Source organism: Microbacterium sp. NPDC060132 (assembly GCF_042729675.1).
Classification (GTDB): Bacteria; Actinomycetota; Actinomycetes; order Actinomycetales; family Microbacteriaceae; genus Microbacterium; species Microbacterium sufflavum.
The window spans coordinates 3,294,764-3,308,477 of the sequence record NZ_JBHWXU010000001.1; the positions used below are offsets into that span (position 1 = coordinate 3,294,764).

At 69.9% G+C, this 13,714-nt stretch carries 13 protein-coding genes; 4 read left to right on the forward strand and 9 right to left on the reverse strand.

Annotated elements, in window-relative coordinates; genetic code table 11:
• Positions 1 to 25: 25 nt before the first annotated feature.
• From ACFWCH_RS15965 to rpsA, 7 genes are all read right to left on the reverse strand, one after another.
• Entirely contained in the window at positions 26 to 607 is a 582-nt protein-coding gene (locus ACFWCH_RS15965) for a CoA-binding protein (protein WP_247638927.1), read from the reverse strand.
• Positions 604 to 1,908, reverse strand: a complete 1,305-nt coding sequence (locus tag ACFWCH_RS15970) for an O-acetylhomoserine aminocarboxypropyltransferase/cysteine synthase family protein (protein WP_136028801.1) — start codon at positions 1,906 to 1,908, stop codon at positions 604 to 606. Before ACFWCH_RS15970 ends, ACFWCH_RS15965 begins: the two co-directional genes overlap by 4 nt.
• On the reverse strand, positions 1,905 to 3,914 hold the full coding sequence (acs, locus tag ACFWCH_RS15975) for an acetate--CoA ligase (protein WP_378803797.1): 2,010 nt from the start codon (positions 3,912 to 3,914) through the stop codon (positions 1,905 to 1,907). The genes ACFWCH_RS15970 and acs overlap by 4 nt, the downstream gene beginning before the upstream one ends.
• Positions 3,905 to 4,762, reverse strand: a complete 858-nt coding sequence (locus ACFWCH_RS15980) for an ABC transporter permease (RefSeq protein ID WP_378803798.1) — start codon at positions 4,760 to 4,762, stop codon at positions 3,905 to 3,907. Before ACFWCH_RS15980 ends, acs begins: the two co-directional genes overlap by 10 nt.
• Entirely contained in the window at positions 4,759 to 5,805 is a 1,047-nt protein-coding gene (locus ACFWCH_RS15985; protein ID WP_378803799.1) for an aliphatic sulfonate ABC transporter substrate-binding protein, read from the reverse strand. Before ACFWCH_RS15985 ends, ACFWCH_RS15980 begins: the two co-directional genes overlap by 4 nt.
• A complete protein-coding gene (locus ACFWCH_RS15990; RefSeq protein ID WP_206253325.1) occupies positions 5,802 to 6,644 on the reverse strand; it encodes an ABC transporter ATP-binding protein in 843 nt (280 codons plus the stop codon). The genes ACFWCH_RS15985 and ACFWCH_RS15990 overlap by 4 nt, the downstream gene beginning before the upstream one ends.
• Before the next feature lie 144 nt (positions 6,645 to 6,788).
• Complete coding sequence (rpsA, locus tag ACFWCH_RS15995) at positions 6,789 to 8,243, reverse strand: 30S ribosomal protein S1 (RefSeq protein ID WP_136028795.1); 1,455 nt, start codon at positions 8,241 to 8,243, stop codon at positions 6,789 to 6,791.
• A 234-nt stretch (positions 8,244 to 8,477) separates the two neighbouring features.
• On the opposite strand from rpsA, the gene ACFWCH_RS16000 reads away from it, so the two are divergent.
• The 3 genes from ACFWCH_RS16000 (at position 8,478) to ACFWCH_RS16010 (ending at position 10,805) form a co-directional block, all read left to right on the forward strand.
• The gene (locus ACFWCH_RS16000; RefSeq protein ID WP_378803800.1) at positions 8,478 to 9,023 is read left to right on the forward strand and encodes a hypothetical protein; all 546 of its coding nucleotides are present in this window, start codon (positions 8,478 to 8,480) and stop codon (positions 9,021 to 9,023) included.
• 89 nt (positions 9,024 to 9,112) lie between these two features.
• Positions 9,113 to 9,823, forward strand: coding sequence for a hypothetical protein (locus ACFWCH_RS16005; RefSeq protein ID WP_378803801.1), 711 nt, complete (start codon positions 9,113 to 9,115; stop codon positions 9,821 to 9,823).
• A gap of 31 nt (positions 9,824 to 9,854) precedes the next feature.
• On the forward strand, positions 9,855 to 10,805 hold the full coding sequence (locus tag ACFWCH_RS16010; protein WP_378803802.1) for a 5'-3' exonuclease H3TH domain-containing protein: 951 nt from the start codon (positions 9,855 to 9,857) through the stop codon (positions 10,803 to 10,805).
• A 3-nt stretch (positions 10,806 to 10,808) separates the two neighbouring features.
• On the opposite strand, the gene ACFWCH_RS16015 is transcribed toward ACFWCH_RS16010, so the two are convergent.
• Entirely contained in the window at positions 10,809 to 11,795 is a 987-nt protein-coding gene (locus tag ACFWCH_RS16015; protein WP_206253319.1) for a PHP domain-containing protein, read from the reverse strand.
• Between the two features lie 2 nt (positions 11,796 to 11,797).
• Complete coding sequence (trpD, locus tag ACFWCH_RS16020) at positions 11,798 to 12,868, reverse strand: anthranilate phosphoribosyltransferase (protein ID WP_136028790.1); 1,071 nt, start codon at positions 12,866 to 12,868, stop codon at positions 11,798 to 11,800.
• A 192-nt stretch (positions 12,869 to 13,060) separates the two neighbouring features.
• Here trpD and ACFWCH_RS16025 point away from each other — a divergent pair, with 192 nt between their 5' ends.
• Positions 13,061 to 13,714, forward strand: a complete 654-nt coding sequence (locus tag ACFWCH_RS16025; protein ID WP_136028789.1) for a heme-copper oxidase subunit III — start codon at positions 13,061 to 13,063, stop codon at positions 13,712 to 13,714.

The window sequence follows — 13,714 nt, forward strand, 5'->3', positions numbered from 1 at the left end:
CAGTCTAGGTTCCCCGCCACGGGCCTCAGCGCGCGAGCAGCTGCCGTCGCGAGCTGATCACGCCGGTGTCGAATCCCGCGAGATGCAGTCCGCCGTGGAAGCGTGCGTGCTCGATCTTGATGCACCGGTCCATCACCACCGCGAGCCCCGCGGCCTCGGCGATCGTGGCGGCCTCCTCGTTCCACGACCCGAGCTGGAGCCACAGGGTCGAGGCCCCCGCGTCGATCGCCTCCTGCGCCACGCCCGGCAGGTCGTCGTGGCGACGGAACACGTCCACGATGTCCGGCCGCACGGGAAGGTCCGCGAGGGAGGCGTAGACGGGCTGTCCGAGGATCTCGGTCTCCCGCGGGTTCACCAGGTACACGTCGTAGGCCGTGCTGGACAGCAGGTAGGTCGCGACGAAGAACGACGCCCGTGCCGGGTTGTTCGACGCTCCGACGATCGCGATGGTCCTCGCCCTGCGGAGCAGCGCGAATCGCTCCTGCTGCGTGGGCCCCGTCCACGTGCGACCAGGGGCGGGCGCGGCCGTGGGAAGGGCGCAGCTCTGCCCGTCCGCGGGCGCCGCCGGAAGAGCGCAGGCGTCGCCGGTCGAGGTCGTGGCGCTCATCGGGTGACTCCCGTCGCGATGGTGAGGGCCTGATCCAGGTCCCAGAGGATGTCGTCCGCGTCTTCCAGCCCGACCGAGATGCGGATCAGATCGGGACGCACCCCGGCGTCCACGAGCTGCTCCTCGGTGAGCTGGCGGTGCGTGGTCGAGGCCGGGTGGATCACCAGGGTCCTGGCGTCGCCGATGTTCGCCAGGTGCGACGCGAGCTGCAGGTTCTCGATCAGCTTCTCCCCCGCGGCACGCCCGTCGTCCGCGGCCACCCCGAACGCGAACACGGAGCCGGGACCGAGCGGGAGGTACTTCGCCGCACGCTCGTGATGCGGATGATCCTCCAGACCCGCCCACGTGACGTAGGCGACCCGCGGGTCGGATGCCAGCCAGTCCGCGACGACCCGGGCGTTGGCCAGATGCGCATCGATGCGCTGCGGCAGCGTCTCGATGCCCTGCAGCAGGGTGAACGCCGACTGCGGGCTCAGCGCCGGCCCGATGTCGCGCAGCTGCTCGGAGCGGAGCTTGGTGAGGAAGCCGTACTCGCCGAAGTTGTCCCACCACCGGATCCCGCCGTACGACGCGACGGGCTCCGTCATCTGCGGGAACTTCCCGTTGCCCCAGTCGAAGGTGCCCTTCTCGATCACGACACCGCCGAGGGTGGTCCCGTGGCCGCCGAGGAACTTGGTGACCGAGTGGATCACGATGTCCGCACCGTGCTCGAGCGGACGCGCCAGGTAGGGCGTGGCGAGCGTCGCGTCCACGACGAGCGGGACGCCCGCCGCATGGGCGACCGCGGCGAGACCCTCGATATCGGCGATCTCGCCGGAGGGGTTGCCGATCATCTCGACGTACACGACCTTCGTCTCCGGACGGATCGCCGCGGCGAAGTCGACAGGGTCGGTCGAGGCGACGAACGTGGTCTCGACGCCGAAGCGGCGCAGGGTCACGTCGAGCTGCGTCACCGTGCCGCCGTAGAGCTGTGCCGCGGCGACGACGTGGTCCCCGGCCCCGACGAGGGCCGCGAAGGTGAGGAACTCCGCGCTCATGCCCGAGGCGGTCGCGACGGCCCCGATGCCGCCCTCCAGCGAGGCCAGGCGCTCCTCGAGCGCGGCGACCGTGGGGTTGCCGATGCGCGAGTAGATGTTGCCGTACTTCTGCAGAGCGAACAGGTTTCCGGCGTCCGCCGCGTCGTCGAACACGAACGACGTGGTCTGGTAGATCGGAACCGCCCGTGCGCCCGTCGACGCGTCCGGCGTGCCGCCGGCGTGCAGGGCCCTGGTGCGGAACCCGAAGCGATGTTCTTCCGTCATGATGTCCTCAGTTCGGCGGCGGAGAGCACGTCGGCGATGTCGTCGACGGCCCACGGGTTCTGCAGCGAGGTGGTGTCCCCGAGGGGGCGGGGCACTCGACCGGCTCGACGGTCGTGCTCGGCCTCCCACAACTCTGCCAGCAGTCGGCGCATGATCTTGCCGGAGCGGGTCTTCGGCAGATCAGGCACGACGACGATGTGTCGGGGCTTCGCGACCGGGCCGATCGCCCGTGCGACCTGCTCGCGCAGCGCGGCCGGTTCGACCTCTGCCCGGCCGGACGGGGTCACGTACGCCACGACGGCCTGTCCGGTGACGGCGTCCGGCACTCCGGCCGAGCCCGCCTCGCCGACGGTGTCGTGGGCCACGAGGGCTGATTCGATCTCGATCGTGGAGAGCCGGTGACCCGACACGTTCACGACGTCGTCGAGCCGGCCGAGGATCCAGATGTACCCGTCCGCATCCCTCGTGGCTCCGTCACCCGCGACGTAGTAGCCGCCGTGCTCGCCCCGGCCCGCGTACGCCGACCAGTACGCGTCGCGATAGCGCTGCGGGTTGCCCCACACCGTCCGCGCCATGCCGGGCCACGGGCGCCGGACCACCAGTGTGCCGGACTGACCGGCGGCGACCTCGTCGCCGTGCTCGTCCACCACGGCCACGTCGATGCCGGGCAGCGGGACCGAGGCGGAACCCGGCTTGAGAGCCGTCACCCCCGGCAGCGGCGCGATCATCGCGGCCCCCGTCTCCGACTGCCACCACGTGTCGATCACGGGCAGCTCATCGCGGCCGAAGGCGCGGCGGAACCACACCCAGGCCTCCGGGTTGATGGCCTCGCCGACCGTGCCCAGCAGACGCAGCGAGGACAGGTCGTGACCCGCGGGGAGGTCCGCGCCGAACCAGGTCATGAACGTGCGGATGAGCGTCGGGGCCGTGTAGTACACCGTGACGCCGTACCGTTCGATGATCTCGAGGTGCCGCTCGCGATGCGGGGCGTCCGGCGTGCCCTCGTAGATCACCTGCGTCAGACCGTTCGACAGCGGCCCGTAGATCTCGTACGTGTGCGCGGTGACCCAGGCCAGGTCGGCCGTGCACCAGTGCACGTCGTCCGGCTTCGCGTCGAAATGCGCCCAGTGCGCCCAGCTCGCGTGCGTCAGGTAGCCGCCGGACGTGTGCACCAGCCCCTTGGGCTTCCCGGTCGTGCCGGAGGTGTAGATCACGAAGAGCGGATGCTCCGCGTCGAACGCCTCCGCGTCGTGGACCGGCGAGGCCGTGTCGACCACCTCGTGCCACCACACGTCTCTGCCCTCGGTCCACGGCACGTCCTGGCCCGTGCGGCGCAGCACGAGGACGTGCTCCAGGGTGTCCAGGCCCGCTGCCGCGCGGTCGGCGGTGGATTTGACCTCGGTCGCGGCACCGCGCCGGAACTGCCCGTCGCTGGTGACGAGGAGCTTCGCACCGGTGTCCTCGAGCCGGAAGCGCACGGCCTCCGCCGAGAACCCGCCGAACACGAGCGAGTGGACGGCGCCGATGCGCGCACACGCCAGGGTGACCACCACCGTCTCCACGAGCACCGGCAGGTAGATCACGACCCGGTCGCCCGCGCCGATGCCGAGCGCCGTGAGGGCGTTCGCGGCGCGGGACACCCGGCGCAGCAGCTCGGCGTACGTCACCGACTCCCGGTCGCCGGGCTCGCCCTCGAAGTGCAGCGCGACCCGGTCTCCGCGGCCCGCGGCGACATGGCGGTCGAGGCAGTTCACGGCCACGTTGAGCCGTCCGCCGACGAACCACCGCGCGGCGGGAACGCGCCCGTCGATCGGGGGCTCCCACTCGTGCGCGGTGTGCCACGGTGCAGACCACTCCAGCCGCCGTGCGGCTTCCTCCCAGAACGCGGTGGGGTCGGCGGCCGCCCTGGCGTAGGCCTCGGCGGTCACGTTGGCGTCCGGGAACAGCGGTGACGGCGGGTAGACGCGCGTCTCGTGCAGCCGGGCCTCGGTCGCGGTCACGTCCATCGCCGCAGCAGGTACTTCTCGACCAGCGCGAGCACCCCGTTGGTGAGGGTGCCGAGCAGGGCCAGCAGCACGATCGACAGCAGGATCCGGTCCACGCGGCCGCTGTTCTGGGAGTCGGTCAGCAGGAAGCCGAGCCCCATCGACGACGCGATGAGCTCCGCAGCGACGAGGAACAGCCACGCCTGAGCCAGGGCGAGCCGCAGTCCGGACACGACGGAGGGGATCACGGCGGGCAGCTGCACCACCCGGAACAGCGACCATCCGCGCAGGCTGAACGAGCGGCCGGCCTCGACCAGCTGCGGATCGACGTGTCGCAGGGCCGAGGCGACGGTGGTGTACACGGGGAAGAAGGCACCGATCGCGATCAGGGTGACCTTCGACTCCTCGCCGATCTGCATCCACAGGATGAGCAGCGGCACCCAGGCGAGCGAGGGCACGGCCCGCAGCGCGGCGAGCGTGGGACTCAGCAGCGCGTCGCCGAGGCGCGAGAGACCGACGATCCCGGCGACCGCGAGACCGATCACCGAGCCGATCGCGAAGCCGAGCAGCACGCGCTGCACGGAGATCGCGATGTGCGTCCACAGTTCTCCGCGCTGTGCGAGTTCGACACCGGCCGTCACGACCGAGGCGGGTGCGGGCAGCCGGTAGGGCGGCACGATCCCGGTCGCGGTCACGTACTGCCAGGCGCCGAGGATCAGCAGCGGGAGCACGAGCCCGGCGACGACCCGCACGGCGGGGCGGTTCCACCCGTGCCCCGCGCCGGCCGGACGCCGGTGCTCGCCCTTCGCGACGTCGAGCGCGTCCCGCGAGTCCGCCGGGACGATGGCCCGCTGGTCGAGATCGGTCACTCGTCCCCGACCGCTTTCTTCGCGAACGTGTCGTTCACGATCGACGAGAGCGCCTTGTCGACCGACGCCTGGCCTCCCTGCACGTCGCCGGACTCGGCGAGCACGGGCGCGATCTTCTCGAGCACCGCGAGCTGGTCGTCTCCGGGGATGCCGCTCACGTCGAGGTTCGAGCGCTCCTGGATCACGGTGGTGGCGACCTCGACGTCGATGCCCGCGACCTCCGCGAGCAGCGCCGCCGTCTCCTCGGGGTTCTGCAGAGCCCACTCGCGCGCCTGCTCGTAGGCGTCGACGACGGCCTGGGCGAGGTCGGGGTGCTCGGTGAGGAAGTCCTCCGTGGCGTTGAGGAAGCCGTAGGTGTTGAAGTCGACGTTGCGGTAGACGAGCGTGTCCCCCGACTCGACCTCGGCGGCCGCCATGATGGGGTCGAGCCCGGCCCACGCGTCCACCGAGCCGCCGTCGAGCGCGGCGCGACCGTCGGCGTGCTGCAGGTTCTGCACCTCGACGTCGGACAGGGAGAGGCCCGCCTCGTCCAGCGCCTGCAGCAGGAAGAAGTAGGGGTCGGTGCCCTTGGTGGCCGCGACCGAGGCGCCCTTCAGCTCTTCGACCGAGGTGATGTCGCTGTCTGGTCCGACGACGATCGCCGACCACTCCGGCTGCGAGAAGATGTCGATTACCTGGATGGGCGAGCCGTTGGCGCGGGCGAGCAGCGCCGCGGATCCCGCGGTCGAGCCGACATCGACAGAACCGGAGCGGAGCAGCTCGTTCGCCTTGTTGGAGCCGGCGGACTGCACCCACTCGACCGTCACGTCGTCGCCCAGGATGTCCTCCAGGATCCCCTGGTCGCGCACGACGAGGCTGAGCGGGTTGTAGGTGGCGAAGTCGATGGTGAGGGTGTCGGACGACCACTCGGCGTCGGCCGCCGGTGCGGTGTCCGTGTCGGTGTCGGCGGTCGCGTTCTCTCCCGCGACGCAGCCGGTCGCGACGAGCATCATCGTCCCGGCGATCGCGATCGCGGGGATGATTCGGCGGGTGATGGTGCTCATCGGGTCTCCTCGGTGCTGCGGTGGTGGGTGTCGACGCCGAGTCCCTCGAGGAGGTCGGCGCGCAGGTCGGCGAGGCCGCGGTCGGCGCGGTCGCGGGGTCGGGCTCCCGGCACCTCGATCGTGCGGGCGACGGAGGCGTGGTCGTGGTCGCCGAGGGTGCGCAGCAGCAGCACGCGGTCGGCGAGGTAGAGGGCCTCTTCCACGTCGTGCGTCACGAGGAGCACGGTGGTGGGCTCGGCTGCGTGGATCTTCAGCAGCAGGTCGTGCATGCGCAGGCGCGTGAGGGCGTCGAGCGCGCCGAAGGGCTCGTCGAGCAGCAGCACGGAGGGGTTGCGGGCGAGGGCTCGCGCGAGGGATGCCCGCTGCGCCATGCCCCCGGAAACCTCACGCGGGCGCTGATCGGCGGCATGGTCGAGTCCCACCAGGTGCAGCAGCTCCTGCACGCGCGCGCGTCCCGCTCGACGCCCGGTGCCTCGCGGCAGGCCGAGCTCGACGTTCTGTGCGATCGTCCGCCAGGGCAGCAGCCGCGGCTCCTGGAAGGCGACCGCGGTGCGCTCGTCCACGTCGGCGACCGCGGTGCCCCCGATGCGGATGCTGCCGCGGCTCGGCGCATCGAGTCCGCCCACGAGACGCAGGAGAGTCGACTTGCCGCACCCGGAGGGTCCGACGACGGCGACGATCTCCCCCGCGCGGATGTCCAGGTCGATGCCGCGCAGCACCCGGCGGGTGCCTCGTGCGATCGGGAAGGACCGTTCGACGGCGTCGAGTCGCACGTCCTGCGCCGTCGCTGCGGTCGTCGTGACGTCGGCGGTGCGCGACGCGGGCAGCAGGGCGGTCATAGGCCCATGCTGGCGGAGCGGCTCTTGTGTTACGAATGCGGTCGTAATGTTCCGTCACGCAGCGGATCGCCACCGAATCCGGTACGCGAAAAGGGCCGCCACACCCGCCCGGAGGCGGGGTGACGGCCCTTCTCGGAATGTTACTTAGGAGTTGCCGCCCGAGAGCTTCTCGCGCAGAGCGGCGAGAGCCTCGTCATCGGCGAGCGTGCCGGCACCGGCCGACTCGCTCGAGAAGGACTGGCCACCGAAGTCGTCGCCGGCCGCAGCCTCGGCCTCGGCCGCCTTGGCGACCTGAGCCTTGTGCGCCTCCCAGCGAGCCTGGGCCGCAGCGTACTCCTGCTCCCATGCCTCGCGCTGGGCGTCGAAGCCTTCCTTCCACGCACCGGTCTCGGCGTCGAAGCCCTCCGGGTACTTGTACTCGCCGTTCTCGTCGTACTCGGCGAGCATGCCGTACAGGGCCGGGTCGAACTCGGTGCCGTTGGGGTCGACCGACTCGTTGGCCTGCTTCAGCGACAGCGAGATGCGGCGACGCTCGAGGTCGATGTCGATGACCTTGACGAAGACCTCTTCGCCGACCGACACGACCTGCTCGGCCAGCTCGACGTGCTTGCTGGAGAGCTCGGAGATGTGGACGAGGCCCTCGATGCCGTCTGCGACGCGCACGAACGCACCGAACGGGACGAGCTTGGTGACCTTACCCGGCGTGACCTGACCGATCGCGTGGGTGCGGGCGAAGACCTGCCACGGGTCCTCCTGCGTCGCCTTCAGCGACAGGGAAACGCGCTCGCGGTCGAGGTCGACCTCGAGGATCTCGACGGTGACCTCCTGGCCCACCTCGACGACCTCGGAGGCGTGCTCGATGTGCTTCCAGGACAGCTCGGAGACGTGCACGAGACCGTCCACGCCGCCCAGGTCGACGAACGCACCGAAGTTGACGATCGACGAGACGACACCCTTGCGGACCTGACCCTTGTGCAGGTTGTTCAGGAACGTAGTGCGCGACTCCGACTGCGTCTGCTCGAGCAGCGCGCGGCGGCTGAGGACGACGTTGTTGCGGTTCTTGTCGAGCTCGAGGATCTTCGCCTCGATCTCCTGGCCGAGGTACGGCGTGAGGTCGCGCACGCGGCGCAGCTCGATGAGCGACGCCGGGAGGAAGCCACGGAGGCCGATGTCGACGATGAGTCCACCCTTGACGACCTCGATGACCGTACCGGTGACGACGCCGTCGTTCTCCTTGATCTTCTCGACGTCTCCCCAGGCGCGCTCGTACTGGGCGCGCTTCTTGGAGAGGATCAGGCGGCCTTCCTTGTCCTCCTTCTGGAGAACGAGGGCCTCGACCTGGTCGCCGACGGCGACGACCTCGTTGGGGTCGACGTCGTGCTTGATCGAGAGCTCGCGCGAGGGGATGACGCCCTCGGTCTTGTAGCCGACATCGAGGAGGACCTCATCGCGGTCGATCTTGACGATCGTGCCCTCGATGATGTCGCCGTCGTTGAAGAACTTCAGGGTCTTCTCGACCGCGGCCAGGAAGTCCTCAGCAGATCCGATGTCGTTGATGGCGACCTGCTTGGTGGCCGGGGCGGTCGTTGCGGTAGTCATGTAGTGGGTTGTCCTTGTTGAATGGATACTCGGGCTGGAAGCGCGGCCGCGCACGGCCGACAGCATGCTTCACAGCGGTTGGATTGTGATTGTTCGGCACCTGGGCATGCGCATGCACGCCACGAGTGACGATTCAGCCTATCAGAAGAAGCGATCCGCCCGCGAGCGGAGAGTTCGCCGCTCCCCTGTGGACAACCGCGACGCCGGACCCCGCATTCCCCGTACCGTGACCGGGTGATCCCGTCATCCACCATCCGGCTCCGAGCGACGCTCACCGCCGCACTCGTCGCCACGCTCCTCAGCCTCGCCGCCTGCGCACAAACCCCGCACCCGACCCCGAGCCCCACCGCCACCCCGCTGTTCGCGAACAAGGAAGATGCCTTCGCCGCCGCCGAAGCAACGTATCGCGCCTATCGGGATGCGGCGAACGAGACCGTCCTCAGCGACGCAAGCACCTTCGAGCCCGTCTTCGTCTGGCTGCGATCCGACGCACTAGCAGCGTCCAGGAAGTCCCTCACCAACTACAACGCCGAGGGCGTTGCTCGCATTGGCGAATCGTCCTTCGACACGTTCACGCCTGTTGCCTACGATGGGACGTCCATCATCGCGCGACTCTGCTTCGATGTGTCGAACGTCGATGTCGTCAACTCGGCTGGGGTGTCCGTCGTCGCGCCGGACCGCCCACTACGACAGCCACTTCAGGTGGAACTTCGTCGTGCCGACACCAGCACCGGGCTCGCGATTTACTCGAGCGTCGCGACCGAAGAGCTCTCGTGCTAGTTCGGGCGCGCATCACAACAGCACTGCTGTTGGTAGCCACCGGAGCCGCAGGCGCCGTAGCACCGCCGCCCGCTGACCCGGAGAGCGGGTTGACCGCGAACGTCTCGGGAGACGTCCTCACCGTGTCGGCGTCACAGACTCGTCCCGGCTCATCCCCCGTCGACGCCACCCCCGACGCACGCCACACGGGCACGCCCCGCCGCTACCCCCGCCCGGACCAGAACCGTCAGTCCGACGTGTGCGCGGGAATAGCCGACGAACGATGCCGCGCCACGGCGCCTCAGACTCCTCCCGCACCCCGGCCTGCTGCCCCGGGTCCCGCGCTCACGATCACCGATGTCGCCCAGTTCGCGCCGGGCCCGGCCGCCACCAGCGCCGAGCCGTCCAACATCGGCGTCGCCGGACTCCCCACGAACTTCCTCACCCCCACCGCCCCTCCGGCCCGCACCGGCACTCTCCTGGGCACGCCCATCACCGTGCGCTTCACCCCGGTCCGCTACGACTTCGTTTACGGCGACGGCACGACCGCATCCACCACGACGCCGGGACTCCCGTGGGCCGCGCTCCGTCAATCCCAGCTCACCCCCACCCCCACCAGCCACGTGTACCGCGCCCGCGGCACCTACACCGCCACCACCGCCGTCCACTACACCGCCGAGCTCGACACCGGCAGCGGCTGGGTGCCCCTCCCCGGCGAGCTCACCATCCCCGGGCCCGGCCAGGCCATCCGCATCTATGAGGCCACCACAGCGCTCGTCCGTCACACGTGCACCGAGCAACCCACCGCCCCCGGCTGCTGACCCGTGCGCACGCACGCTCTACCCTGAAGCCATGCCCCGCGCCGAACGCCTCATGCTGCTCGACACCGCCAGTCTGTACTTCCGCGCCTTCTACGGCGTGCCCGACAAGGTGACCGCCCCGGACGGCTCCCCCATCAACGCCGCGCGCGGACTGCTCGACATCGTCGCGAAGCTCATCACCCTGTATCAGCCGACGCACGTGGTCGCCTGCTGGGACGACGACTGGCGGCCGCAGTGGCGCGTCGACCTGATCCCGAGCTACAAGACGCACCGCGTGGTGGAGGTCGTGGCCGGTGCGCCGGACGTCGAGGAGGTGCCCGATCCCCTGGAGGCGCAGATCCCGCTCATCCGCGAGACCCTCGCCGCCATCGGGATCCCGATCGTCGGTGTGGCCGAGCACGAGGCCGACGACGTGATCGGCACCCTGGCGACGCACGCATCCATGCCGGTCGACATCGTGACGGGCGATCGCGACCTCTTCCAGCTCGTCGACGACGCCGCCGACGTCCGGGTCATCTATACGGCGCGCGGCATGAGCAACCTCGAGGTGGTCACCGACGCCACCGTCGTCGCCAAGTACGGGGTGCTCCCGTCGCAGTATGCCGACTTCGCCACGATGCGAGGGGATGCGTCCGACGGCCTCCCCGGCGTCGCCGGGGTGGGCGAGAAGACGGCGGCCACGCTGCTGGGGGTGCACGGCGACCTGGTGGGGATCCGGGAGGCGGCGGAGGCGGGTGAGGGCATGAGCGCAGGGGTGCGCGCCAAGATCCTCGCAGCGACGGCCTACCTCGATGTCGCACCGACCGTCGTGGCCGTGGCGACGGATCTCCCGATCGCCACACCGGACATCCCCCTCCGTGCCCTGTCCGAGAGCGAGGTCACGACGGCGACGGCACTGGCGGAGAGGTGGAACCTCGGCGGCTCGATGACGCGGGCGGTCACCGCGGTGACGGAGGCCGCACGCGCAGCGACCGAGGAGTGAGCGTCACTCCGCCCAGGCGAGCAGGCGGGACAGACCCCAGGTGGTGACGATGCGCGACGCGGGCACTCCCGCACGCTCGGCGCGTTCGGCGCCGTAGTCCAGCAGTGAGAGCTGTCCCGGCGCGTGGGCGTCGGAGTCGATCGAGAAGAGACACCCGGCTTCCAAAGCGATCGCGATCAACTCGTCGGGTGGATCCTGTCGCTCCGGTCGCGAGTTGATCTCCACGGCCACGCCGTTCTCGGCACAGGCGGCGAAAACCGCCGCAGCGTCAAAGGCCGACGGCGGGCGCGTCCCCCGGTCGCCCTGCACGAGCCGGCCTGTGCAGTGACCGAGCACATTGACGCGTGGATGCGAGACGGCGGCGATCATGCGCGCGGTCATGGGCCTGGCGTCCATGCGCAGCTTCGAGTGCACGGAGGCGACCACGATGTCGAGTTCCCGGAGGAGATCGTCGTCCTGGTCGAGAGACCCGTCTTCGAGGATGTCCACCTCGATGCCCGCGAGCAGCGTGAAACCGTCGCCGGACTGCGCCCGCACGAGCGGCATCTGCTCCCGCAGCCGTTCGGCGGAGAGGCCACGCGCCACCCGCAGACGCGGCGAGTGATCGGTGATCGCCTGATACTCGTGCCCCTGGGCTCGAGCGGCGGCGGCCATCACCTCGATGGATGTGGTGCCGTCCGACCAGTCGGTGTGGGCATGCAGGTCGCCGCGCAGTCGGCCCCGCAGCTCCGAGACCCGCTCGGGTTCGACCTCGCCGCGCAGCTCTACGAGGTACTCGGGGATGCGGCCCTCCTGGGCCTGGCGGATCACGGCGAACGTCGACTCCCCGATCCCCCGTGCGGCGCGAAGCCGCGTGGCGTCGTTCCGCACGTCCTCGGGGAGATCCTCGAACGTGGCGGCTGCCTGCCGGAACGCCTTCGCCCGATACCGCGATGCCCGCTCGCGCTCGAGCAGCGAGGCGATCTCGAGGAGGGCGTCGACGGGCTCCATGGTCACTCCTCGACGGCGGCCAGTTCGCGGCTCGCACCGATCCACGCGTCGAGCTTCGCGAGGGCCCGCCCGTCGTCCACCGCCGCGGACGCGCGAGCGTATCCCTCACGCAGACGCTCCAGGATCGGCCGCTGCACCTGCGTGGCGTCCTGCGAGAGCTCGAACGCGACGATGCCGGCCGCGGCGTTGAGCAGCACGATGTCACGCACGGGCCCGGTCTCACCCGCGAGCGTGCGTCGCAGCACGTCCGCGTTGTGCTCGGGCGAGCCGCCGATCAGGTCGGCGAGGTCGGCGAGCGGGATGCCGAGGTCGCGCGGATCCAGGTCGTGCTCGTGGATGTCGCCTCGGGTCACCTCCCAGATGCGACTGTGACCGGTCGTGGTGAGCTCGTCCAGCCCGTCGTCTCCGCGGAACACGAGGGCGGTGGCGCCGCGGGTGCGGAAGACGCCGGTGATGAGCGGGACCCGCTCCATCTGCGCCACCCCCACCGCGTTCGCTTCGGCTCGTGCGGGGTTGCAGAGCGGGCCGAGCATGTTGAACACGGTCGGAACGCCGAGCTGCGCGCGCACAGCTCCCGCGTGCTTGAAACCGGGATGGAACGCCCCGGCCCACGCGAAGGTGATCCCGGTCCGGTCGAGGATCGAGGCCACGGCAGCGGGGTCCAGCGAGAGCTCCAGGCCGAGCGCGCCGAGCACGTCGGAGGAGCCGGATGCCGAGCTCGCAGCGCGATTGCCGTGCTTGACGACAGGGACTCCGGTGGCGCCGATGATGATGGCCGCGGTCGTGGACACGTTGACGGTCCCGACGCGGTCGCCGCCCGTTCCGACGATGTCGAGCACGTCCGGCGAGACCGGGAGAGGAACGGCCGCCTCGAGGATCGCGTCCCGGAAGCCGACGATCTCGTCGATGGTCTCCCCCTTGGCCCTGAGCGCGACGAGGAACCCGGCGAGCTGCGCCTCGGTGACCGAGCCCGACATGATCTGGCGCATCGCCCACGTCGATTCCCAGACGCTGAGGTCCCGACGCTCCAGAAGGGTGGTGAGCACATCGGACCAGGTCAGGGATTCAGCCATGTGTGCGATCCTATCGGCGCGGAGAAAACGTGCAGATCGATCCGCGCTTCCGCGCAGAGGGACCGCGACCGCCGTTTCCCGCGGATTCACCGATGATTCGCAGTGATCTCTTAGGGTCCCCTAAGTCACCCACGAGGGATTCGACGGCCGTGGGTGCAAGAATCACGTCCGCGGATCGGCCATAATGGAGGGGTGACGACCTCAGCGACGTATGCCCCGGCGGCGAGAACGATCAAGCGGCCCAACCCGGTAGCTGTCGGCACCATTGTGTGGCTCGGCAGCGAGGTGATGTTCTTCGCGGGACTCTTCGCGATCTACTTCACGCTCCGCAGCACTTCACCCGAGCTCTGGGCCGACCGTACCGAGCTTCTGAACGTGCCGTTCGCGGCCGTCAACACGGCGATCCTCGTGCTCTCGTCGTTCACGTGCCAGATGGGCGTGTTCGCAGCCGAGGACCTCCAGCCCTACCGCATCGCGAAGGGCCAGAAGAACGGCGCCGGTCGCCGTCGTCTGTTCGGCTGGGGCATGGTCGAGTGGTTCTTCCTCACCTTCGCCCTCGGCGCGATCTTCGTCTCCGGCCAGGTCTGGGAGTACGCGCAGCTGGTCGCGGAGGGCATGCCCATCCAGGCCGACTCGTACGCCTCGGCCTTCTACCTGACGACCGGCTTCCACGCCCTGCACGTCACCGGCGGTCTCGTCGCGTTCCTCCTCGTCATCGGCCGCGCGTACGCCGTCAAGAACTTCCGGCACAAGGAGGCGACGTCCTCGATCGTGGTGTCTTACTACTGGCACTTCGTCGACGTCGTCTGGATCGTGCTGTTCTTCGTTATCTACTTCCTGAAATAA